The 23,162-nt window shown below is 54.3% G+C and carries 15 protein-coding genes; 2 read left to right on the plus strand and 13 right to left on the minus strand.

Annotated elements, in window-relative coordinates; translation table 11 throughout:
* Positions 1 to 2: 2 nt before the first annotated feature.
* The 5 genes from EGT74_RS21145 to EGT74_RS21165 all read right to left on the minus strand — a co-directional run bounded on the left by EGT74_RS21145 (position 3) and on the right by EGT74_RS21165 (position 6,529).
* Complete coding sequence (locus tag EGT74_RS21145) at positions 3 to 1,313, minus strand: hypothetical protein (protein WP_123848544.1); 1,311 nt, start codon at positions 1,311 to 1,313, stop codon at positions 3 to 5.
* Between the two features lie 28 nt (positions 1,314 to 1,341).
* Positions 1,342 to 2,289 carry an amidohydrolase family protein gene (locus EGT74_RS21150; protein ID WP_123848545.1) on the minus strand — a complete coding sequence of 316 codons (948 nt, stop codon included), beginning with the start codon at positions 2,287 to 2,289 and terminating at the stop codon, positions 1,342 to 1,344.
* 17 nt (positions 2,290 to 2,306) lie between these two features.
* Positions 2,307 to 3,716, minus strand: coding sequence for a neutral/alkaline non-lysosomal ceramidase N-terminal domain-containing protein (locus tag EGT74_RS21155; protein ID WP_123848546.1), 1,410 nt, complete (start codon positions 3,714 to 3,716; stop codon positions 2,307 to 2,309).
* 12 nt (positions 3,717 to 3,728) lie between these two features.
* Entirely contained in the window at positions 3,729 to 5,129 is a 1,401-nt protein-coding gene (locus EGT74_RS21160; protein WP_123848547.1) for a DegT/DnrJ/EryC1/StrS family aminotransferase, read from the minus strand.
* A 335-nt stretch (positions 5,130 to 5,464) separates the two neighbouring features.
* Positions 5,465 to 6,529, minus strand: a complete 1,065-nt coding sequence (locus tag EGT74_RS21165; protein WP_123848548.1) for a LacI family DNA-binding transcriptional regulator — start codon at positions 6,527 to 6,529, stop codon at positions 5,465 to 5,467.
* Positions 6,530 to 6,680: 151 nt separating this feature from the next.
* Here EGT74_RS21165 and EGT74_RS21170 point away from each other — a divergent pair, with 151 nt between their 5' ends.
* Together EGT74_RS21170 and EGT74_RS21175 are read left to right on the plus strand one after the other, a co-directional pair.
* On the plus strand, positions 6,681 to 7,529 hold the full coding sequence (locus tag EGT74_RS21170; RefSeq protein ID WP_123848549.1) for an FkbM family methyltransferase: 849 nt from the start codon (positions 6,681 to 6,683) through the stop codon (positions 7,527 to 7,529).
* Between the two features lie 166 nt (positions 7,530 to 7,695).
* Entirely contained in the window at positions 7,696 to 8,979 is a 1,284-nt protein-coding gene (locus tag EGT74_RS21175) for an HAD-IB family phosphatase (protein ID WP_123848550.1), read from the plus strand.
* A gap of 106 nt (positions 8,980 to 9,085) precedes the next feature.
* On the opposite strand, the gene EGT74_RS21180 is transcribed toward EGT74_RS21175, so the two are convergent.
* The 8 genes from EGT74_RS21180 to EGT74_RS21215 all read right to left on the minus strand — a co-directional run bounded on the left by EGT74_RS21180 (position 9,086) and on the right by EGT74_RS21215 (position 23,086).
* Entirely contained in the window at positions 9,086 to 11,419 is a 2,334-nt protein-coding gene (locus EGT74_RS21180; RefSeq protein ID WP_123848551.1) for a TonB-dependent receptor, read from the minus strand.
* 240 nt (positions 11,420 to 11,659) lie between these two features.
* A complete protein-coding gene (locus EGT74_RS21185; protein ID WP_220392921.1) occupies positions 11,660 to 12,997 on the minus strand; it encodes an ankyrin repeat domain-containing protein in 1,338 nt (445 codons plus the stop codon).
* A 16-nt stretch (positions 12,998 to 13,013) separates the two neighbouring features.
* Positions 13,014 to 14,195, minus strand: coding sequence for an ankyrin repeat domain-containing protein (locus tag EGT74_RS21190; RefSeq protein ID WP_123848553.1), 1,182 nt, complete (start codon positions 14,193 to 14,195; stop codon positions 13,014 to 13,016).
* 311 nt (positions 14,196 to 14,506) lie between these two features.
* Positions 14,507 to 15,397, minus strand: coding sequence for a L,D-transpeptidase (locus EGT74_RS21195; protein ID WP_220392922.1), 891 nt, complete (start codon positions 15,395 to 15,397; stop codon positions 14,507 to 14,509).
* 107 nt (positions 15,398 to 15,504) lie between these two features.
* The gene (locus EGT74_RS21200) at positions 15,505 to 15,957 is read right to left on the minus strand and encodes a GNAT family N-acetyltransferase (protein WP_123848554.1); all 453 of its coding nucleotides are present in this window, start codon (positions 15,955 to 15,957) and stop codon (positions 15,505 to 15,507) included.
* A gap of 87 nt (positions 15,958 to 16,044) precedes the next feature.
* Positions 16,045 to 17,505, minus strand: a complete 1,461-nt coding sequence (locus EGT74_RS21205; RefSeq protein ID WP_123848555.1) for a SusD/RagB family nutrient-binding outer membrane lipoprotein — start codon at positions 17,503 to 17,505, stop codon at positions 16,045 to 16,047.
* Between the two features lie 22 nt (positions 17,506 to 17,527).
* Positions 17,528 to 20,719: a SusC/RagA family TonB-linked outer membrane protein gene (locus tag EGT74_RS21210; RefSeq protein WP_123848556.1), complete on the minus strand. Its 3,192-nt coding sequence runs from the start codon at positions 20,717 to 20,719 to the stop codon at positions 17,528 to 17,530.
* Between the two features lie 285 nt (positions 20,720 to 21,004).
* Positions 21,005 to 23,086, minus strand: a complete 2,082-nt coding sequence (locus tag EGT74_RS21215) for a CehA/McbA family metallohydrolase domain-containing protein (protein ID WP_123848557.1) — start codon at positions 23,084 to 23,086, stop codon at positions 21,005 to 21,007.
* Between the last annotated feature and the right edge of the window lie 76 nt (positions 23,087 to 23,162).

Genomic DNA, 23,162 nt, shown 5'->3' on the forward strand with positions numbered 1-23,162 from the left:
GCTCACGACACATTCAACCGGAATGGATTGGGGATCTTCACGAGATCCTGTATTTCATTCCCCCGGTAATTAAACCTCGCCAGCGTGTAAATATTTCCATCCGCACCGATGGTGATGGAATTGACGTAAGTGGGCCTTCCGCCGTCCGGATAAAATACCGCGCCATGGTCGGTGTAAGTGCCGGTAGGCAGATGATAGGTCACCACGTGCAGGTTTTCGATTCCCTTGGCGGCGCCTTTCGCGATCTGTCGCGCACCCGCTACCCTTTTGCCGTCTTCGTACACCGGCCCGCCGGTGAGATAATAAATCGTTTCCCCGTCGGGCCCGAGCACAAAACCCAGGTAACCGTAACTGAACTGGTCGTACATGCCACTCCGCTGCGACAGCGACGAAGCGATGCGGTCTACGATCTCAATTTTCTTTTCGGCAGGGTCGAAACGGAACAGGTAACCGGAGTTGCCATGCACGCCATACGCCACCTTCTCCGGCGCGTACCAGAATATCTTCCGCCAGTTATATCCCATGCTGCCGGGGCGCGTAGCATCATAGGTGCCGAAATAATCGATCTTCAGATCTACGCCTTCCACCTGCCGAATGGCGCTTGCCGACGGATGATACGTGAAAATGGAGCCCTCGGCGGTAGAGAAATACACATCGCCCGTATCCTGGTTCACGAACATGGAACGGCAGATGGTGCGATAGTCGTCGCCTACGGTGCCGGCTTCACTGCGGGCGCAGGTCAGGCCGAGATTCTTCAGCTCGCCCGTCTGCACGTTGTAGTGAATAAAATATCCCAGCGGCCAGGTGAGCGCATACAACTGCTGCCGTTCTTTGTCCATCGTCATGGTAATGATGCCCTCTCCGTCAGGCGCCGTCGCCAGGTTCTCGAAGCGGCCTGTTTTTAAGTCGTACGACAGAAAGTGCCCGCCGGGATACAGCTTGTACCCTTGCGGCGGATGTACATGCAGCCGCTCCATCCCGTCGATCATTTCATACACGCCGACGTGTGAAGCGAAATACAATTTGCCGTTGCTTTCATAAAACCGCACATGGCTTTTGCCCTGCGGAATGGTAGACAGCCCTTTTTCCCCGCAGATCTCGGTAAGGTCTGCCAGGAATTCGGAGCGGCCTTTTAAAGGATCGTATGCATAAATCTGCCCTCCTTTGTCGTACGACTCGGATGACAGTACGTAATAAATTCTTCCATCGCTGGCTGCCGTAATAGCGTTGTAGGTATCGTGGGCTAACTCAAAACCTGAAAAATGTGGTTCCGCTGTCAATGTTTTGTCGTTAATTGTTGCTACTGGTATCATTTCCACTGATTTGTTTTTGTATGATTTTCTATAACCGGAATACTTGTTGTGCGTTTTTATAGAGTATTTTATGCAGTGCCGTTTTATCGGTCACCAGTTTTCTTACTTCAGCCAGTGTGCCGGCGCCGGAGCAGTCTTTCACCTGGCCGGTGGTATCGAGGCAGTCGCTGCCGTACATCAATTTGTTCTGGTGTTTATTGAGGAAAGCCTGTGCATGTTCTTCATCGCGGGTAATGGAATTCAGTCCCGAGCCGGCGGACAGGTCGGCGTACACATTCGGGTAATCGCTCAGCAGGCGGTCGGTGATGCCGCCGGGCGTGATTTTTCCTTTGGGATACAATCCCTGTTGGTCGGTATATTTTTTATCCACGTTGGCCCACCATGTTTGGGCGTGACCGACGAAGATCACTTTGGGATACTTCTCCAGCATTTTATAAAAACGGTCAAAGCCGTAGTTGTACATGTTGAACTGCCAGTGCATGAGCACAGGCACGTTGTACGCCTGCGCGAGCTCATAGATGGCCTGCATTTCTTTCGAATCGCAGTCGACCCCGAACTTCAGCTCCCCGATCACCACCGCGCCCAGCTTGAGGTACTTTTCAATTTCCGCTTTGGCGCCCGGCAGGTCCGGCACCTCGTTGGCCCCGAACAGCAACTCTTTGGGGTATTGCTGCGCCAGCTGGTAACAGGCTTCGTTGCCACCCGCTTTGGCCTGGAGCCCGTTGGATTTGCCGTCGTGCGTAGAGGGTCTTTTCACCGGCGTGCCGGAAGGCAGCATGATGGTGCGCGTTACACCGAGCGCCCGCTGGTGGAACATCAGGTCGGCGTCGGAGCGGCCCATATAGCTGATGTGCTGATGGATGTCGATGATCTGTTCCGCCGCCGGCACGGCCGCACCGCGCAGCCGCAGCGCCGAGCCGGCCAGCAGTATGCCGGCCCCGGCTATGAATTCCCTGCGTGAAAAATTTTTACTCATATCGGGATGCTTGTTTTTTATAAGACAATGGGACGAAGCGGTATCTGCGCCTGCTTGGCCAGTTTGATCACTTCCTGCAGGATGAGGGACTCCGTTTCGGGCGACCATGCGGTGGGCAATCCGTATACCATACAGGCCGTCATGCCTTCATATCCCCCTTCCCGCAAAATCCTCGACGACGGGATGTACGACATCACATCGTTGCAATAGCCGAGCACGAAAGCATGCAGCCCGAAAATTTCTTTCAGTCTGATGCTGTATTCCACCACCAGTTCGCCACCCAGCCCGATGATGGGCTGATCACCGAGCTGCCATACTTCCACCGGGTAAGGATAATCCTTATCGCGCGCCTCCCCGTTCTGCAGTTTCTTCAACATCCGCGCGGCCCATCGTTTAGGATATCCATCCTCCCCTTTGGTGGCCAGCTGCGTCAGTTTCGCTTCGTCGGGCAGGGTGGTGTAAGGCAGGCGCACTTCGGCATAGGCGGTGGTGATAACGGGCGACAGTTTACGCATGTCTTCATCCAGCACTCTTTCCACGGCGGCTGCCAGTTCTTTGCCGTATTGACGCGCCAGCGGCACGGAGCCCCGTGGCAGCGGGTTCTGGTCGGCGCCTGCTCCCTGGAAAAACAGCGCCGTGGCGCCGGGATAGGTTTTCTCCAGTTCCATCATCGCAAAAGCAGGATAGTCGCCGGAGAACTGGTATTCGCTGAGCACGGTGGGATGGCAGGCGTAACCGAACGCCACCGCTTTCAGTTTGCCTTTCTTATCCTGCACTTTGATCACGGGTACCGCGTAGTCGTTCGGCCCGGAGAGATCGGAGATCCAGGGCAGCAAACCCGCATTGTTGTTGCGGCGGTTCACCTGGAAGCGCGTTACGCCGTTTTGCACCGAGATGTCGGCCGGCGCCAGGTCTGCCAGTGCATTCCCGGCGAGGGTGATGATTTTGGCTTCCAGCGAGGCGGTGTATTGTTCGATGCGTGTTGCTTCGTCTTTGTTAATGAGGTAGATGTCCGACAGTGCCTCGCCGATCACCGGCCCGGAATGGGTGTGCGAACTGTTGAGCATGACCTGGTCGCGCTGCAGCCCGAACTTCGTGCGGATGGCGTCGCGGATGCGGTCGGACGTCGCTTTGGGAAAACCCAGCAGATCAGACGTAATGAGCAGTACTTTTTTCCCTGCCGCATCTTCGATGGCCAGCGCTTTTGCCCAGAGCGCATGCATTTTACCGGTAGAGGCATGCGTGCGTACGGCGAAACCCGCCATCCACATGTTTCCGGCCGGGGTGATGTCAATGCGGGCGGCCCCTGCCTTCCAGCCTTTTTCTGGGCTTGTCTGCGACCATACCGCGAACGGGCTGAAGCAGACGAGCAGGCACAGGATACCCGTTTTCAATTTGTGCAATTGAAGTCCGTACAACGTACTCATAATCGGCGATGTTTATTTTTTGGCGGCCAGTTTGATTTTCTCCGCGTTTTTGTGAATCCTTGCAATGGCGGCGGCAATATCATCCATGTCTGTTTTCGGCCCCAGCAGCATGTTCTGCGTAAACCACACTGCCTCTTTACAGAGTTTTTCGTTCTCCGGACATTTATTATCCGCCACGTATCTGTCGAAATCGAGTTGTTCTTTTTTGTAGGAGTTCTGGTACGCTTTCGACTCAAAGGCATCTTTGAGGAAAAGCTGGTTATTGAGCACCGTGTACCCGCTGCTGCAGGGCACGCCTTCCGCCCGCAGGGCTTTCAGGAATTCTTCGCGGGGCAGGCCCTTGAACGCCTGCTGATCGTACCGGAAGGGGAAAAGATGGAATGCGGCGCGCGTTACTTTCGGGTACAGTTTATATGGCCGTACGCCGGGGATGCCGCTCAGCTGCGATTTCAGGTAAGCCGCATTGTTGTTGCGGGTGGTGGTTTCCCCGTCTAGGCGTTTGAGCAATGAAAGGCCGATGGCGGCCTGGTATTCCGTCAAACGCACCTTGGTGCCCTGCATGCTGCTGCCGGCACCTACCACGCCCACGGAAGTACCGTAAGGATAGCCGTAATTCTGGTATGAAAAGCAGCGGTCCATCAACGCATCATCGTCACTCACTATGGCGCCGCCTTCGCCAATGGGAAGGTTTTTCGAATTCTGGAAGCTGAAGCACCCTGCGTTGCCGATGGTGCCCGCTTTTTTGCCGCCATATTCGGCGAGGTGCGCCTGGCAGGCGTCTTCTATCACAACGAGGTTATGTTTTCTGGCAATGGCCATGATACGATCCATGTCGCAGGGCAGGCCGAGAATATGCACCGGCATGATGGCTTTGGTACGCGGGGTGATTTTCGCCTCGATCTTCGCCGGGTCCATCTGGTACGTTTCCGGATCGATATCCACAAAAACGGGCATGGCGCCGTTGGACAATACCGCGGTGATGGAGGCAATGAAAGTATACGGAGGAACCAGTATTTCATCACCGGTGCGGATGTGCAGCTGGTTAAGGGCTACTACCAGGGCGTTGGTGCCGTTCACTACGGCGAGGCTTCTTTTTACGCCCAGCGCGGCGGCCCATTCTTTTTCAAATTCGGTGACCATAGCGGCCCTCGACCAGATGCCGCTCCTGATTACGTCCACTACCCGCTGTTCGTCCGTTTCCGGTTTCCAGATGGGCCATTTGGTCCAGGCGGCGCGACGAACCGGCTCACCGCCCAGAATTGCCGGTACGGCTGCGTTAGTGGTATTGATCTGAAGGGAATCTGCTGCTTTTAATGAACCGCCCAGGAAAAGGCCGGCGGTCAGTACGCCCGAGGATTTTAAGAAAGACCTGCGTGGATGGGAGGCGCCTTCTGATGAAATATACTTGTCCATGTAAGCCGGATTTAATTCGTTAAGGAATAAATTAATTGCGTTTCACTGGCCGAACACCCCGTATATATTAACTGTTTGACGTTTCGTATTTCATTGACCCCGCTGCGGCGCGCAGGCACATACCGCTATCACTACCGCTGTTTACGCACGGTATAATTCTGGTTGATCATCTTTCCGGAATCTAATGTACATAAATTTACGGGTACGTGCCCGTAAATTTTAAAGAATTTTCAATTTTCTTGCTTTTTAACAGTTTTCAGACATAGCAAAAGCCCGTTTTATTAGAATGAAATACAATACCATGGCGGTTTTGCCTCTCAAAAGAAGGAATTTTATCACATTTCGTATGAAGCGTAATTTTCTTTTGTGATGATGTCGATCGGCATGTAATTGATCTTATCGAGGGGGGTATTGAAGGCGATGTGCTGGTAGAGGGCCATCACGCCTTTATAGGCCTGCTGTAAGGGTTTCTGACAGATGAGGAAATCGATGGTGCGGCTGTGGAGGTAATCGATGTTCTCTTTCAGGAAATCGTACCCGATGAGGATCACCTTGTGCGGCAGGCGCTGCACGTAAGCAGCCACGGCCGATACGCGGGAGTTGGTCACGAAGATGACCCGGATGTCTGTATGCCGCTCGAGTGCTTTGGCGATGCCGGCCTCTATGGAGGCATGATCGAGCCGGTGGATGTCTCTTTTGATGATGATGTGCTCCTGCCCGTGCTCCTTGTAATACGCCCGGAAGCCTTCTTCCTTGCGCAACAGGTGGTGATCGGTGTCGATCTCCTTTGATATATTGACAATAAGCACCTTGTCGTGCTCGCGCAGCAGGTAACTGACCAGGTGCGCGGCCAGGAAACCGCTCTGGTACAGGTCCGGCCCGATGTAACTGAGGTTGTTGCGGCCGGGAATGTCCGAATCCATAAACACATACGGGATACCGGCGGCATCGCAGGCCGTGATAAAATCCACGGACTCCTCCATAAACGACGGCGCCAGCAAAATGCCGTCGGGCTTCATTTTAAGGATAGCCTTCGCCTGTTTGACGAAAGACTTCCGGTTGTCCTGGTTGTAAAAAAACTTGTGCAGTTTTACGCTGTACTGCATCACCTCCGCTTCCGCATCTTCGATGCCCTTGAGCGGCCCTTCCCAGAAACTGGTTTCGTCGGAGCTTTCAGGAATGAACGTTGCGATATGAACCACCTTGCGTGAGGCTAGGCGCTGGGCGTGCAGGTTGGGCTGGTAGTTCAGCTCTGCTATAATGGCGTTGATCCTGTCGCGCGTTTTATCAGAAACCCCTTTCCGCTTGTGGATCACACGGTCTACCGTAGCGGCGGACACTCCCGCCCTTCTGGCGATTTCCTTTACGCCCGACAATTCACCGGCATCTTTTTTATTCATAGCAGCATTTGTGCTACAATAATAATAAAAAAAAGAGCGCACCTTGACCATACAGGCGTACGTCCCCCGCGGGAAGGAGATTTTTCGCCGACCGGCTTTTTTTATCGACTTTTCCAGTCTATCTTACCTGAAATTTAGCTAAACGGAAACTATGTCCCTACTCACCTACTTCAAGAAATCCTATGCGCGCAAAAAAGCCCGGCGCGTGTTTCAGCAATACGGCACCCGTGTGGATACTTTCCGCTTTGCGGACAACCGCACCGTTGAATTCGCCAATTGGCTGAATCCGCTGCTCAAGCCGAAAACCATCACGCAGACCGAGCTCGATTTTTTCGCGCAATACATCCCGAAAGGTTCCATGGCGATCGATATCGGCGCCAATATCGGCGACCTCACCGTTTCGATGGCCATCGCCGCCGGCCGGGAAGGCATCGTACTGGGCATCGACCCTAACCCGATCGTATTCGCCGTACTGAGAGAAAACGCAAAGGTGAACGCGGGCAAAAGCAATATCGTTCCGCTACAGCTGGCCGCCGCAGAGAAAGAAACCGTGTTCTACTACGCTTCTTCCGAAGCGTCGATGAGCAACGGGGGCCTGATAGAAGACATCAACGACAACCGCCACGGCAAATACAAACTGAAGGAAGGCATCCAGGGCGTCCACTTCGGCAAATACCTGGAACAACATTACGGAGAGTGGCTGCCCAAACTGTCGCTCATCAAAACCGATACTGAAGGCTGGGATTATTTTGTGCTGAAAACCCTTGAACCGGTGATCGCCCGATACCGCCCCGTCATCATTGCGGAAATATTCCACGATATTTCCACGGAAACGCGGCATAACATCTTTGACCTGCTCCACCAGTACGGTTATACCATCCTCAACGCCGGGCAGTTCCATACGGAAGAGCCGATCGTTACCCGGGAAATCAAAACAAAAGAAGAAATGCCCAAAGCCGGGCTCACCGAAAATATCATCGCCACACCCGATAAGGCGTAACATTTTGTGTTTTACATCGTCTCAAAACCTTCCGCAGCGCTTTGCGGAAGGTTTTTTTGCGCCCCGGGCCGCCCGGTGGCAAGATTGTCTTTTAAATCCTGCCTAAACTGCTAATTTTGTGCTCCGGTTGGCCCGGCATGACGCCCGGCCGCATAAAATACAGGACTTGAGTAAAAAATACTATATCATCGATTTCGACAGCACCTTCACCCAGGTGGAAGCATTGGACGAACTGGCGCGCATTTCGCTACGCGAGCACCCGGAAAGGGAACAGATCTACCAGAAAATTGAAGACCTGACCAACCTGGCGATGGAAGGCAAATTGTCCTTCCGGGAAAGCCTCGCCGGCAGGGTGCAGCTGCTGGAAGCCAACAGAGACCATCTGCAGCAGCTGGTGAAACACCTCAAAAAACAGGTGTCCACCTCCTTCTCGCGCAATAAAAAGTTTTTCAAACACCATGCAGACGATGTACTGATCGTTTCCGGCGGGTTTAAGGAATTTATCACCCCGGTGGTGCTGCCTTTTCATATCAAAAAGGAAAACATCTACGCGAACACCTTTGTGTTCAACGAAGCCGGCAAAATCGTCGGGTACGATGAAGCCAATCCGCTTTCCAACGAAGGCGGTAAAGTGAAACTGCTGCACGAACTGCAACTGCAGGGCGAAATACACGGCATCGGCGACGGTTACTCGGACTTTCAGCTGAAAGAATCGGGTATGATCAAGAAGTTTTACGCCTTTACCGAAAACATCGAACGCAAGTCGGTGATCGAAAAAGCGGATCACGTCACCCCCAGCCTCGACGAATTCCTGTACGTCAACAAACTGCCTTCGGCCATTTCGTACCCGAAAAACCGCATCCGCTGCGTCGTAGTAGGTCATGTGCCGGATACCGTAACGAAGTACATGAAGAAAGAAGGATATGCCGTAAAACACACCGATTCCCTGGAAGAAAAACACATCGCAGACGCCGCGATCATCATCATGGGCAACAAGGAATCCATCAGCGCAAAAAAACTGGTCCTGGCCACCAAACTGAAGGTGATCGGCTACCTCGGCAAAAGCAAACATCACATCCCCCACGAACAGTGCACCGCCATGGGCGTGCTGATCTTCGACCATGCCGGCAAACCGGAAGCCATCGCCAAAAGGATCGCCCGGTTCATCGACAACGGCGATTCCTTCAAAAGCAGCAACTTCCCGAACATGCAGCTGCCTGAACTGAAAAGCGGGCACCGCTTCATCCACATCTACCGCAACGCGCCGGGCACCATGAGCCTCGTGAACCAGGTATTCGCCACACACGGCATCAACATCACGGCGCAGTTCCTTATGACCAACAAACTGATCGGGTACGTGGTAACGGACATCGACGGCGCATATGATAAACAGCTGGTGAAAGATCTCAAGGGGATCGACGGGGCGGTGAGTTTCCGGGTGTTGTACTAACAGAAAAATGAAAAAACGAGGCCTTTTTGTTTGGGAAACACGGCCGTATGAATAAAAAAAGCAGGCCGTAATATCGACCTGCTTTTTTGTTATATGCGTTATACAACTAAAACTTGAAAGCCGCGCTGGCTACAAAGTTCGCCGGTTTCTGCGGGGAACCGTTGGTATTCCAGTACTGCTGATCGAGCAGGTTATTCCCTTTCAGGGCAAGGCGGAACTTCGGCTGATCATAGAAAACCGTTGCACCCAGGAGGGTATAGCCGGGCAGTGTAAAGCTGTTGGTCGATTCGAACCAGGAGTCGCTTACATAGTTGCCGCCGGCGCCGAAACCGAGCCCGTTCGGCAGGCTGTAGCTGATCCAGAGGTTGGCGATGTGTTCGGGGCTTGCCGTCACCATTTTACCCTGCAAAGCGGGCGATGCTTTCGTGTATTTATTTTCGTTATTGGCGTAGCCGGCCACGATATTGAGGCCGCGAACAGGATGGGCAATCACCTCCGCCTCAAATCCTTTGCTGCGCTGTGTACCGTCCTGGAACATGAAGGTTTTGCCATCCACAATTTCGGTGCGGGTGGCGTTGGTCACGTCGATCACATAATAACTTACGGAACCGGTGAGGCGGTTCTGCAGCACATCGAACTTCACGCCGCCCTCCCACTGGTTGCCCTGCTGGGGCTTCAGGTTAAGCACGGTATTGTCCGGCTGTACCGCAGGGGCGAGATTCACAAAACCGTTCATATAATTGGCGAATACCGACAGCCTGTCGCGCAGCACCTGGTATACCAGCCCGAGTTTGGGAGAAAGGGAGTTCTGATCGTATTTGCCGGTAGACTTACCGGTAGCCTGACTGTAGGTACCACCGGTAGTGAAGCGGTCTGCACGAAGGCTCAGCATAGCCATCAGGGATGGGGTGATGTTCAGCACGTCAGACACATATACCCCGTAACTGGAAGACGATGTGTTGGAGGCCGCAAAACCTTTTTCGTAAGACAGCTGGTCGATCTTCATCGCATTCAGATCAGGTATCTGGCGGCGGATATTGATCACGTCGTAGTTGATGGTCACGCGGTTGAGCGTGTTGTAGTTGTAATTGTAGTCGATGCCCACCACCATGCGGTTACGCAGTTTGCCGATATGAAAATCGCCTACGAAGTTCTGCTGCAGCTGGATGTTGCCGAAGGTTTCCGGCACCTGGTTGCGCACGCTCCGCGAAATGGTGGAGTCCGTCAGCAGGTTGAGAGTAGTCCAGTAAAAGTTTTTATAGAACCCCTCAGAGTAGAGGTAGTTGGTTTGTGACACCCATTTATCGGACAGTTTGTATTCCATCTGCGCCTGAATGTTGTAGATGCCGTTATTGATGTCTACGCCGTTGTTGAAGTACGACTTCTTATAGTCCATCTCCAGGTCTTTGAAGTTCCTGGCTTTTACATCTTTCAGGGAAGCCACTGCAAAGGTGCCAACGGCGAACTGGCTGCGGGTCAGTTCGAGGTCGAGGGAAAATTTGAGGCGGTCGTTCACCTGGTAGCTGAGAGAAGGAGCGATGGTGTAATTTTTCATAAAACCCTGATCCTGGAAGGCGCCTTCCGACTGGAAAGCGGTATTCAGGCGGAAAAGCAGGGATTTGTCGGCCATCAGCGGGGTGTTGATATCCGCCGCGATGCGCCCCAGCCTGTAGCTGCCGCCGGTGAAGGATATTTCTCCGCCCGTCTGGTCGTACGGTTTTTTGGTCACGTAGTTGTACAGGCCGCCGAAGGTGATGTTCCTGTTGCTGCCAAACAAGGTGCCGGAGGGCCCTTTGATCACTTCCACCCTTTCAAGGATAACGGGGTTCATAGGCACGATGGCGCTCGTCACCATGCCGTTGCGCATGCCGGTAGCATTGGCGAAGCCGCGGATCGTCATGCCCTGCGAGCCGCCTACGGCGAAATTAGGCACGGCGCCGGGGATGTTGCGGTAAGCATCCATTCTTTCTATGATGATCTGTTCCTGCATCAGGGCCTTCCCGACGGTTTGGTATACCTGCGGATTTTCCAAGTCTTTCAGCGGCAGGCGCGAAACCTGCTGCGTTTCCTTGGCGGCGAACCGGTTCCGGTTGCCGGTTACCACGATCTCCTGCAGCTGTGTGTCGGATACCTCAAGCGTCAACGCCACCTGCGCAACGGCGTTCTTTTCCACCGTCACCGCTTGCAGGAGGGTCGCATATCCCAGCAGGCTCACCTGCAGCTCATACTGGCCGGCTTTCACCCGGTGAATGGTAAAGCTGCCGTCGTTCGCCGTTACGGCGTGTTTAACCGTCCCTTTCAGCACCACCGTCACCTGCGGGGCGGGGCGCCCGTCGCTGGTGGTGATACGGCCCCGGATGGAGCCAAATTCGTTGTCGGCGTCTCCGGCAAAAGCCAGGAACGGACATATCAGCAGAATTATGAGTAAGCATTGTTTCATAGTGCCCGGAAAATTTGCGCGAAGTTACGGGAAGGCCGGCGGGGAAGTTTTTTGATTCGGGAAAAATAACCGGGAAAATACGCACAAAATTTTCCGGATTGGAGTGCCGGTAATGGGATGGATGACCTCTAACTGTCCATAAAGCGGTTAGCATGAACAGGCGGATGTGAGATCAATGGGGTATTTCCATAAAGAAAAAGGCCCGGAACCGTCGAAGTTCCGGGCCTTTTTACCTGGGGTTCATTTCCCCGCCAATATCCTGGCTTTCTGCTGATCGAATTCTTCCTGCGACAAAATCCCCACGTCCAGCAAGTCTTTCAGGTCCATCAGCGCCTTTTTCATATCACCGATGCCCGCTGGTTTAGGACCGTCTTCCACAGGAGCGGCTTTCGGTGCGGCGGTAGCCGATGGTGAGTGACCGGACAGCAGCAGGGCGGCAATTTCATTGAATCCCTTGATCGACGCATAATCGATAGCCCGCTGTTCTTTCGTATTGACGATCGTTGGGTCGGCCTGCTGGTCGATGAGGTATTTGACCACGTCTTTTTTGCCGTTCGATGCGGCGTAATGCAGCGCCGTATTGCCCGATTCGTCCTGGATGTTGATGTTCGCGCCTTTTTCCAGCAGCAGTTTGAGCATGCTCAGGTGGCCGTTTTTAGCCGCCACATGCAGCAGGCTTTCGCCGCCGTAGCTGTAAGAATGATTGAACGTAAAAGAACTGTTGATGGAAAGATTATTGGCACTCTCCACCCAGTCGAGGTAACTGTTCATGCTCACGGTATCGCCGGATATGGGTTGACTGAAATTCACGTCCACCCCGTTTTCCAGGAACATGGCCACGATCTCTTTCTGATTGTAGGCGCAGGCGTACCAGATGGGAGAAAGACCGTTTTTGGACGTTACCAGCACATTGGCGCCATGCTGCACCAGCAGGTGAACAAGCGCGCGGTTGGACTCATAGCAGGCGATGAGCAGCGGCGATTCACCGGCATCGTTCACATGATTGACATTCGCGCCGTTTTCGAGCAGGCAGGTAACCACGGGTGTATTTTTGCTCCGCACGGCCGCGATCAACGGGTTGTCGCCCAGTTTGTTCTTCGTTTCCACGTTGGCGCCGTGGTCGATCAGCAGCTGCACGATATCTTTATTACGGTTACCTGCCGCGATGAACAGCGGCGTTTCGGCGTTGTTGTTTTCCAGGTTCACATCGAGGCCGGCGGAGAGGAGTTTTTCCGCGATTTCCTTCTGCCCCAGGGCCACGCTCAGATGCAGCAAGCTGTTGCCTTTCAGGTCGTTGATCGTCGTCTTCACCCCTTTTTCGAGCAGGAAAAGCGCCACCTGTTTCTGCTTCTGCAGGCAGGCAAAATAGAAGGGCGTTTCCCCGCTATGGTCTTCGTAGTCAATGTCCGCGCCGGCATCGAGCAACAGCTTCACCAAATCGAGGTAACCGTGATGCGCCGCGTAATGCAGTGCCGTGCGGCCCTTTTCGTCGGTATATTTTACGTCGACTTCATTATTAGCCAGGAGAATTTCGGCGATTTTCCGCTTGCCGCTTTCACAGGCAACTATAAATGACATGGACATATTTGCAGGTTTATTGTTTCACTAATAATTCAACCGTTTTGGCCTTCAGGTTGTCCTGTGCGGCCAGCATCATGGGCGTCTGATCGGCGTCGTTGGTACTGTTGACATCCGCACCGGCATCGAGCAGCAGCTTCGCTTTGCGGTAGAGCTGGCGGGCGGCCTCCTGGTCGTAGTTGACATTGTACGCGCAGACCTTATGCAGCAGCGTATTGCCCTCGTCGTCTTTCCTGTTCACATCCACGGCTCCCGTATCCAGCACGGCGCGCAGGGCCTCTGCGGGCTGCTCCACTATCCAGTCGAGCGCGGATTTCCCCTGGCCGTAATACGGGGCGGTCTGATACGGATCCGCACCGTCGGCGATGAGGGTTTTGAGGATGTCAATGTCGTGATCCGAAGGGCGTCTGCGCATGCGCACAGTCCCCACAAACAGGCTCTCCCCGTCTTTGTTGACGCTGTTGAAATCGGGAGGAGCATATGCCTTGAGCATCTGGTACAATTCCGGGCCGCAGACCTGGTGTACCAATGCATAGTAATAAGGGCTTTCGCCGGATTTATTCTGCAGGTTCGGATCGGCGCCGTGGCGCAGCAGCAGGTCGATGTACTGCTTTTTATGTTTGCTCACGGCCAGGTGCAGCGCGGTTTCATTTACCACATTCCCCTCGTTCGGGTCAACGCCTTCGCCGATGAGCAGTTCGAGGTAAGCCGTTCCCAGCTCTTCCCTGATGCCGAATTCCTGCACCACCTTGTACAGGTAGCCGATTTCGTAATTGTTTTTATAATGCACACTGCATCCGGCCGCGATAAGCACTTTGATCACCTCCAGCGGGGCCGATGCCAGCAAAGCGGTTTCGAGCAGGGTTTTGTCCTGCAGCGCATCGTTGATGTTGTCCAGCTTCGAAACGAATGATTGCAGGAAGGCGAGCTCTTCCGGCGTATCGCGCAGATTCCTGAACAGCGATTCGAATATCGTACCATCGAACCTTTCGTATTCGTAGAGGTCGGTTTCGATGAAACCCGTTTTCACCAGTTCATCGATCAGGTCGAATGCCTTTCCGCGCACGAGTGCGTCGAATACCTGTTTTTTGTCGAAATCGGGAAGCCCGGCGGGTAACTTTTCTCCTTGCCGGATACGTTGCCTGGCATCTTCCAGGCTGTTCCGTTTAATGGCGTCTGCCAATGGGTGTTGGGTCATTTTTCAAAACAATTTATGGTCTCCGTGAGTATCTGTGGTAACAAATATAATCGAATATGCCTTTCGTTGATCCGCCCGGCAATACTGAAAGCATCGGCTTTTTCGATGAAGCCGGGCGGCTTCGGCATTTTTCCTGATCCGGTCAGTTAAAGGCGAATACTAGCAGTACATCGTATCTGCTGCCGAAAAGCGCCCATTCCGGGCACACGGTTTCCTCGATGAGGTCTTCAATGGCATGCATCGACATAACAGAAAATTTGAGCGGGTAACAATTCCACAATATAAGAAATTGATGCCGGAGGAAAGGCAGGTCAACGGGCGCTGTCTGCCTGCATGCGTTTCTCCTGCACCTGCAGTATCTGCTGAAGATGAGGTTTCACCTGCTCTTCCAGCTGTGATGCCGAAATATCCAGCGCTTTGGGGTCGTCCTTTAATGCCAGCCAGGGTTTTTCGCCACCGAACGGATATTCGCCGAATACGATCACCGGCGTGCCTTTCAGCAGCACCACGTCTTTTCCCTTCAGCTTCCATTCGTCGGCCCATTTGTAGAGAAATTTCGCATCTTCCTCCAGCAGGCGGAGGCAGGAGTGCGAAGCGGGGTAACCGGGCAGCGCGTACTGGTGCCAGCCGACGCCTTTTTTATTCTCGATGTTGAAGTTCCATTTCAGCTCCCACTCGTCATCAAACGTACTGATGGTTTTTTCGGCCTTCCAGTTCGTAAAGTACAGCCCCGGCGGCGTGGGATCATTCTTCCGGCCCATATTGGTGGGACCGGTATAGACAAGGTGGCCGTATTCGTAAGCCCCGAAGCTTTGCGCGGGGTAAGAGAAGAAAATGATTTTGGCGACATCTTCGAGGTACGGCACTTTCAGCGGGAACGGCATGTAATAAACGAGATCGCCTGAATGGATGTCGGGCACCAGGATGGTATCCAGCGAAGCGATGTTATCGATGTCTACCCGGTTCACAGCCAGTATGATGCGGCGGGCGGCGGCGTCCACACTGTCTTTCTGTTTGAACCAGGTTTTGCCCTGCTCCACATGGTAACTGACCCGTCCGTCGGGCTTCCGCCACTGGGGAGGCGCCGGCCGGTTTGCCTTTCCGTCGTCCGTACCGGAGGGCGGCTGGCATTGTACCATGATCATCGACAGGGCGGCGATACAGAGGGCCGCCACGAATTTGGGGGTGTTGGTGCTGCTCATACCTTTATCGCCCTAATTTCGTGCCAGAGGCACCAAAAACGGGCCGTTAAACGGGACTGTCCTCCGGCAGCCGGGGAGACAGCTTCATTATTGCCCCCTGCAAGGGGCTATTTATTGAGCGGGTAATAAAAGTGCACCACGTTTTCCGCAATACCGCCCGTGGCGTGGTAAAATTCAACGGCATACTCATCTACAACATCCGCCTGTATAAACACCTCTTCCATGCCGGCCGCTTTACAATATTCATTTATGGCCGCAATCAGCTTCCGCCCGATCCCCCGGCGCTGCAGGCTGGTGTTTACCGCCAGGTCAAACACGTACACCAGCGGTTTCACCGAATAGTACTGCACCAGTACGTAAGCAGTCAGCCCCCCGGTCACTTTGCCCTGTTCGTCGAACGCGGCAAACGCCATGAATTTTTCATCATCGAGCAATTGCTGCAGATGCGCATTGCCCGGTATATGAAAGTCCTTCATCTCAAACACATCTTCAAACAACCTGATCAGTTCGGTGAAATATGCCAGGTCAGCGGGCAACAGTTTTCTGATGTTTGTTTCCATGCTTACAAATGTAGGAAGAAGCATAAAAAAAGCGAATAGCGTTCCTTGCTGAACGCTATTCGCTTTACCGGTTTGATATCAGCCGGTTTATTTCTGCCACCATACTTTGACATCCAGTTTGTCTCCGCCCATTTGTTCAGCGGCGGCCTGGTAGTTCTCGGTGTTGTAGATCTTCACGGTGGTAGGATAATACAGGCGTGCGGGCATGTTACCGTTGTTGTACATGAAAGTAGTTTTCGGTAACACGGGCAGGCCGGTACGGCGGTGCTCGAACCACTGCTGGTAGTCGGTGAAGAACAGTGCGTAGTACTTCTGCAGCATGATCCTGTCGAGCGTACCGTCGTATTTCGCGGCGGCGGCATCGAAATAATTGGCGGGCATTACACCACCCCACATTTCAATGGCAGCCTGCACGCCTTTTTTATAGTGGCCTTCGGCCGGGGTGGCAATGTGGCCTTTCAGGGCCAGTTCGGCTTTGATGAACTCCACTTCGGCATAGCTCAGGATGGGCAGCACCATCGGCGCAATCACGAGGCGTTGCAGCAGGCCGGACGGGGTGAAGTTGACGCTGCTGGGTGATTCCATATAGTTGATGGGAAGGCCTTTGTAACCGAGACTGGCGTTGGTCGAAGAACGGGCCACACCGGCAAAGAGCGGCAGGCGCGGGTCTTTCACGTCGTTCAGGTTCTTGATGAAAAAGTCGAAGTACACGCGGCCGGTACTGAAGTCCTGCGGACGGCTCCAGGGAGAGATGTTCGGCGTGGTGCCGGTAATGGGGAGCACAGCCGCTTCCGCATTGCTTTCGAATACGGGGAACTTCACGGGGTCTTTGATGATGGCCGCCATGGTGGCGAAGTTTTCCGGCATACGGCTGGCAGAGCGCAGCAGCAGGCGCAGGCGCAGGGAGTTGGTAAATTTCCGCCAGCGGGTCATGTTATTGGCAAACAGGATGTCTGCGGCGTACATCGCTGTGGAGCCTTTGCCATACAGTGTATCGGCCCTTTCGAGATCGCTCAGCATCGTTTTGTATACCAGTTCCTGCTTGTCGAAGGTGGGGAAGAAAGTGCCTTCTTCACCGGCCAGCGCGGTGCTCATGGGAATATCACCGAAGCAGTCCGTGAGGGTGGAATACAACCACGCCTTGAGCGTGAGCGCAATGGCCAGGTAGTTGCTGTTGCCGAGTTTGGTGGCGGACAATTCCATTTCACGGGCGTTGGCCAGCCATTTGTAACCGGTCGTCCAGATGCCGTTGCCGACGTCCTCACGGAAATCGTACAGGTAGATCTGGTCTTCCACGGATTCGTTCGGATAACCGCCGGCCACCTGCATCAGCTCGAACGTAAAGGAGCGGCTGCGGCTCATGCCGTACGTGGCGGCGCCATAGATGGTCGGGTTCAGGAGCGTGCCCGGCGTGATGCTTTCGAGGCGGTTCGGGTCCGAGTTCGTTTTCAGAAAGTCTTTCGTACAGCTGCTGAAGGCGAGCGCGGCGGCTGCGGCAGTGAGCAGACTGATAACACGTATATTTTTTCCTATGCTGGAGAATGTCATGATTCGCTGGTTTTCGTTGTAATTACAGTTTTACTTTCAGGTTGAAGCCATAGGTGGCAGGCACAGGCATCTGGCCTACCTCCACGCCGGTGAGAATACCGGTACCGCCGGCCTGTGTGGCCACTTCCGGATCGTAGATCGGGAAATCGGACCATACGGCCAGGTTACGGCCATATACGGCAAGGCTTACGTTCTGGAGGAACGTGCGCGAAATCCATTTGGAAGGCAGCGTGTACTCCAGCGATACTTCCCTGAATTTCAGGAAAGATGCGTCGAACGAGTTGGCTTCGGTATTGTTCAGGCGGTAATACTGCGCGTAGTAGTCGGCCGGCCTTACTTTCACCGTGTTCGGGCTGAAGGTGCCGTCTGCATTCTGCACCACGCCGTCGCCGGTAATCCAGCCTTCTTCCCTGCCCTTCAGGGTATGTTTCAGTTTACCCTGCTCGGTCATCTTGTGGTGGGAATGGGAATAGAGGATGCCGCCGTACTGCCCGTCGATAGTGGCGCTCAGCCTGAAACCCTTGTAAGTGAAATTATTCACGAGGCCGGCTCTCCAGTCGGGGTTGGTGTCGCCGATGTATTCCGCTACCTGCGTCACCACGGGGATACCGTTGTTGTAGATGATCTTGCCTTCCGGAGAACGTTCGAATTTCAACCCGTACAACGCAGAGGCGATCTCTCCTTCCACGGCAGTCAGCGTGGCGCTGGAAGAGCTCATGATAGACAGTTTGCCGCCAAGGCGCGGATCGAGGCTCATCACCCTGCTGCGGGTGGTCGCCCAGGTGAGGATGGTGTTCCAGGTAAATGCCTTGTTCTTGATGGGTGTGGCATTCAGTACCAGCTCGAGGCCGCGGTTGCGGATCTCGCCGGAGTTGAGGATGGCGGAGCTGAAGCCGGAAGAGTGTTCCAGGGGAACAGACAAAATCTGGTTCCTGGTATTGGTCTGGTAAACAGACGCATCGAGGCGCAGCCTGTTTTTAAGAAACGCCACGTCAATACCGGTTTCCACACTGGTTGCGATTTCAGGTTTGAAGTGGAGGTTGTACAGCTGCGTAGGCGCTTCCGCAGAACTGGGGAAATCGCTGCGGTTATAATATTTGTTGGTCCTGTAAGGATCGGTATCGTTACCCACCTGCGCGAAAGACAGGCGGTATTTGGCGAAACTGATGGCTTTCGGCATCCGGATCATCTCGCTCAGGATAACGCTGAGGTTGGCGGAGGGATAGAAGAACGACCAGTTTTCCTGCGGCAGTGTGCTCGACCAGTCGTTACGGCCGGTCAGATCAAGAAATACCCTGTCGCGGTACGCGAGGTTGATGAGGCCGTAGATGCTGTTCACTTTTTTATCGGCATCATACGTCGCTACCAGCGGGTTGCTCACGCCGTTGGTCATTTTGTACACGCCGGGCACCACCAGGCCGATCAGGGTATTGTCGGTGCGCTTGTACTGGCTGCTCATGGCGTTACCACCTACCGATGCGCCGAGGGTGAATTTGCCTTTGTCGAATGCATCGCGGTAAGACAGCAGGAAGTCGCTGTTGATCTCCTGGCTGTACACCTGCTGGGTTTGATAGAAGCCTTGCCCGTAACGGTTGGTATCCCAGGGGCGGCGCTGATCTCTCGCCTGCTGGTTGGCGTTGAGGCCGGTGCGCACCATCAGGCTCAGTTTCGGCGTCAGCTGCGCGTCTACTTTCAGGTTACCGGTGATCTGGTTGCTGCGCAGGCCGTTGGTGATCTCTTCGGAAATCGCGAACGGGTTGTCGATGAACGAACTGTAAGGACGCACCATGTCGATGCCCTCGAAGCCGGGCCGCCATGTGGGCCGGTACCAGTTCAGGTTGACGTTGGGGTTCTGGAAAATCATGAAGTAAGCGATGGAGTGGTTGTTATAACCCAGCCCCGGCAGGTTGTCGCTCGACTTGTTCGTATAGTTCACTACGGAGCTCACCCTGATTTTGCTGGATACTTTGTAGCCCGCGTTCACGGAAGCGGTGGTACGTTTGAAGCCCATGGTGGGCATGATCCATTTGTTGTCCGTATGTGTGAGGGAAGCGCGTACGCTACCTGCATCCCCGGAATTATCGAGGGTGATGCTGTTGGTGGTGGTGCGGCCGGTTTGCCAGAAAGATTTGCGGTTGTCCCTATACGGTACCCAAGGCGTTCTTTCCGCGCCGGTACCGAGTTTAGCGGGGTCGTACTGGAAATACGACTGGCCGTTGAATTTCGGGCCGAATGCGCTGCTGCTGCCGCCGGTGCTACGGCCGTCGGCCGTGTTACCGTAGGAATAATACATTTCACCGGCTGAGTTGTAGTTCGTTTTACCATCGCCCTGGCCGTATTCATACTGATAGTCGGGCCAGCGGGTGATCACGTCGAAGCTGGTATTGGAGTTCAGCGATATGCCGAGCCCTTTTTTGGTTCTGCCGGATTTGGTGGTGATCAGCACGGCGCCGTTGGCGGCGCGGCTGCCGTACAATGCGGTAGCACCGGGGCCTTTGAGGATGGAAATACTTTCAATATCGTCGGGGTTGATGTCGGCAATACCGTTCCCGAAATCCACCGGTACGTCGATGGACGCGTCGCCGCCCATGTACCCGTTGGAGGCGCCGGAAGTGGTGAGACCGCCATTCACGGGAATACCGTCTACTACCACGAGTGCCGCGTTGCCGTTGGTGGTCAGCGAGCTTTCGCCGCGCAGCCTGATCTCCTGCGAGTTCAGCGGGCCGCCGAGCGATGCGATGTTCAGGCCGGCCACTTTACCTCTCAGCGCGTCCGACCAGTTGTTGGGCCGCGCATCGGTGAGCGATTCGGCATTCACCGTTTGCTGTGCGTAGCCCAGCGCCTTTTCCGATCTCTTGATACCGAGCGCGGTGGTCACCACCTCGTTCAGCGTGGTAGAAGAAGTTTTCAGGCGCAGGTTCAGCGCGGGGGATATTTCATTAACAGTGTAGGACAGTTTTTCGTACCCGATCATCGTGAACGTCAGCACGGCACCTTTCTTTTCCACTTTCACGGAGAAAGTGCCGTTTTCGTCGGTGATACCCACCACTTTGCCGTCTGCGAGAATCGTAACACCGGGAATCAAAGTACCGTTATCACCGGAACGTACGGTGCCTTTTACCGGCAATTGCGTCTGGGCATAGAGAAGGCCCGGGATAAATAGTACCGTGCAGCATATCATGCATGCCAGTAGCCTCATTAGTCTTTTGTTCATGGCTTTTGATTGATTAGAACTCCTTAATCGAAGCCGCAAAGGAAGAACAAAACTGTTATGAAAACGCTAACGGCATTTTATCATAATGTTAACAATCCGAAATAATGTGAAAGACGGAAAGAGAAAGAAATTTAAGGCGTGCTGTGCTTTTTTATTTAAAAATGTTTAAACATTCCCCTTTGCGGGGAACTACTCTTTTTTGCAATGAAACGAAGGCGTTCCTGTTTTTGCCACCAATAATGGCCACATCCGGGGGCGTGCCGTTTTACCTGCAGCAGGCCGATTTTATTGCAGCCACACCATTTGCGTAAAGGCGCCGTTGACCGCCGCATCCCACACTTCCACCCGCACCCAGGTACGGTTGGGCAGGGATACCGGGAAGCGGAACTGCTTTTTGCCAAAGGCTTCCGTGGTATCGAGCCGGATATGCTCGCGGTACACCTGTCGGCCGTCGCCGGATACGATGTCGACGTATTGGAGGGGAAAGGTCCAATCGATGGTCAACCGGATGTCTGCCTTTCCGCCGGGCAACCTCACCGTTTCGCCGGCGCCTTTGCCGTTGACGGTAAAGGATGGCAGGAGGATTTCGCCCGTTGATACAAAGAAACGCCCGTTTTCAATAGCATCCAGCACAGGCTGCCACCCGTTTTTCCAGGTAGGCAGTTGATCGAGCTGCAGATAGTTGACATTGTTGTGGGCATATACTTCAAAATGCGGTTCTATCCTGAAGAGATCCGCCTCCGCGATCACATGTTTGCGATGCCCCCAGTTGGCCATATCGTCCATCAGGTCCAATATACGCCGGTTGCCGAGGTAGGGCTGCGACAGGTCGGCCGGCATGGCTTTCCAGGCCGCTCCCATAAAACGATCCGATTTAAAGAACGCTTCTTCTTTGTATTTATCCGGATAACCGGTAGAGCCTTTCGTGCGGGCATGGGCGGTCCAGGCCAGGCCTTTCTCCGTGCGCAGCAGCTGCAGCATCTCTTCTTTGTTGCCGATGCGGTAGACGGTACCATAATGCGGATCCTGTTCTACATAGGGCTCCTCCGGTTTCCGCGACATGATCCAGTATACCGGTTTGGGAAAAAAGTTCATCCAATGGCCGCCGAAGAAATTATTGGGCTCTTCTCCCGGCAGCAGCAGAAAGCTGGTATCGGAAAGGCGCTCGCATTCCTCAAACAGGGTCCTGAGCTCCTTCAACCGCTCGGGAGCAGGCCCTTTCGGATGGCCGGGCCCGTGAAACTCTCCCAGGTGCACAATGTTCACGCCGGTACGTTTAAACACCTTTACGAAATCCGGTGTTTCGGGAATTGGTTGATGGCCCAGCACATCCTGTACATGCTCGATGTGAAAGTGGCTGGACATTGTTTTGTAACCTGGCAACGCCGGATAACGGTCATCATGGGTAAAGCGCTTTACACCTGCCAGGGCCTGTTCCGCCGCGCCTGTGCTCAGGAGGCAGAAGAAATTGAGCCGCTGGCGGGTGCCGGGCGGGGCATTGAACCAGGGCACAAAGCGGCGGTCGCCCTGGAGATCCTGCCGGACGCCGATACCATACCCCTTCACCATATCGCGGTAGTTGCTGCCGTGCCAGATGAATTTCAGGTTGAAGGCTTCATCCAGCGGATAGAAATACTGGTGCGGCGCGGGAAAAAGCGCGAGGCTGCCGCCCGGGTTCTCTCCTATGATCGTACGGTACTTTACTTCCTGGTTTTTAGCGGGACTGGCAGCCACCGGCGTGATGGTTTGCATCACATTGTCCACGTCCGACCAGCTCAGGTTTTTCCAAAGCGCTTTCCGGCTCACGAGCCCCGCATCGTACAGCAAAGCCGTCGAATCAACCGGGGTAGCCATCACCGCCGCCACGTTAAACAAAGGGCTTCCCTTATACAGCGTGATCTCGATATCCCCCTCGAAACCGGGGGCGGATATACGGGAAATGACAATCTGTATGCGCGCGCCGCTGCTGCTGATGCGGGCGCTGCGTTTGTCCAGCTCCGCCGGATAGGCCTGGAAAGGTTTCAGCGGCACACGGTCGAAAAAGATATTCCAGCCATTCTGGGATACGAGGTCGCGCTTGCCGAGGGTGAGCACGAAAACCGGGTCGAGGCCGGCCGCTACTTCACGGAAAGCGCCCGCGCGGGTGAGCTGAATGCTCTGGAACAGGGGTTGCTGCGGGTCGAGGTTCAGCAACAACCGGGCCTTTTCGGATGTGCCGGCCGGCCAGCTGATATCGATGACGTTGTTACCGGCGGTCGCTTTAGCCCCGCTGACGGGTTGCAGGCCGGTCAGGTCCACCGGCGCCTGCGCCTGGGTACGCACAATGCCCTGGAGAAGCAATAAAAAGCATATGGTCGCCTTCTTCATAACGGTTATTTGCATGGTTGTCATGAAGATAATACATCCGGGCCGCCTTCCTATGGGTGCCCCACTATTGGCCGGA

Origin of the sequence: Chitinophaga lutea, assembly GCF_003813775.1 — a bacterium.
GTDB lineage: Bacteria > Bacteroidota > Bacteroidia > Chitinophagales > Chitinophagaceae > Chitinophaga > Chitinophaga lutea.

Excerpts from the sequence above, each read along its gene's own strand:
- EGT74_RS21145 (WP_123848544.1), bottom strand. The coding sequence starts at position 1,313 with ATGATACCAGTAGCAACAATTAACGACAAAACATTGACAGCGGAACCA.
- EGT74_RS21150 (WP_123848545.1), bottom strand. The coding sequence starts at position 2,289 with ATGAGTAAAAATTTTTCACGCAGGGAATTCATAGCCGGGGCCGGCATA.
- EGT74_RS21155 (WP_123848546.1), bottom strand. The coding sequence starts at position 3,716 with ATGAGTACGTTGTACGGACTTCAATTGCACAAATTGAAAACGGGTATC.
- EGT74_RS21160 (WP_123848547.1), bottom strand. The coding sequence starts at position 5,129 with ATGGACAAGTATATTTCATCAGAAGGCGCCTCCCATCCACGCAGGTCT.
- EGT74_RS21165 (WP_123848548.1), bottom strand. The coding sequence starts at position 6,529 with ATGAATAAAAAAGATGCCGGTGAATTGTCGGGCGTAAAGGAAATCGCC.
- EGT74_RS21170 (WP_123848549.1), top strand. The coding sequence starts at position 6,681 with ATGTCCCTACTCACCTACTTCAAGAAATCCTATGCGCGCAAAAAAGCC.
- EGT74_RS21180 (WP_123848551.1), bottom strand. The coding sequence starts at position 11,419 with ATGAAACAATGCTTACTCATAATTCTGCTGATATGTCCGTTCCTGGCT.
- EGT74_RS21185 (WP_220392921.1), bottom strand. The coding sequence starts at position 12,997 with ATGTCATTTATAGTTGCCTGTGAAAGCGGCAAGCGGAAAATCGCCGAA.
- EGT74_RS21190 (WP_123848553.1), bottom strand. The coding sequence starts at position 14,195 with ATGACCCAACACCCATTGGCAGACGCCATTAAACGGAACAGCCTGGAA.
- EGT74_RS21195 (WP_220392922.1), bottom strand. The coding sequence starts at position 15,397 with ATGAGCAGCACCAACACCCCCAAATTCGTGGCGGCCCTCTGTATCGCC.
- EGT74_RS21200 (WP_123848554.1), bottom strand. The coding sequence starts at position 15,957 with ATGGAAACAAACATCAGAAAACTGTTGCCCGCTGACCTGGCATATTTC.
- EGT74_RS21205 (WP_123848555.1), bottom strand. The coding sequence starts at position 17,505 with ATGACATTCTCCAGCATAGGAAAAAATATACGTGTTATCAGTCTGCTC.
- EGT74_RS21210 (WP_123848556.1), bottom strand. The coding sequence starts at position 20,719 with ATGAACAAAAGACTAATGAGGCTACTGGCATGCATGATATGCTGCACG.
- EGT74_RS21215 (WP_123848557.1), bottom strand. The coding sequence starts at position 23,086 with ATGAAGAAGGCGACCATATGCTTTTTATTGCTTCTCCAGGGCATTGTG.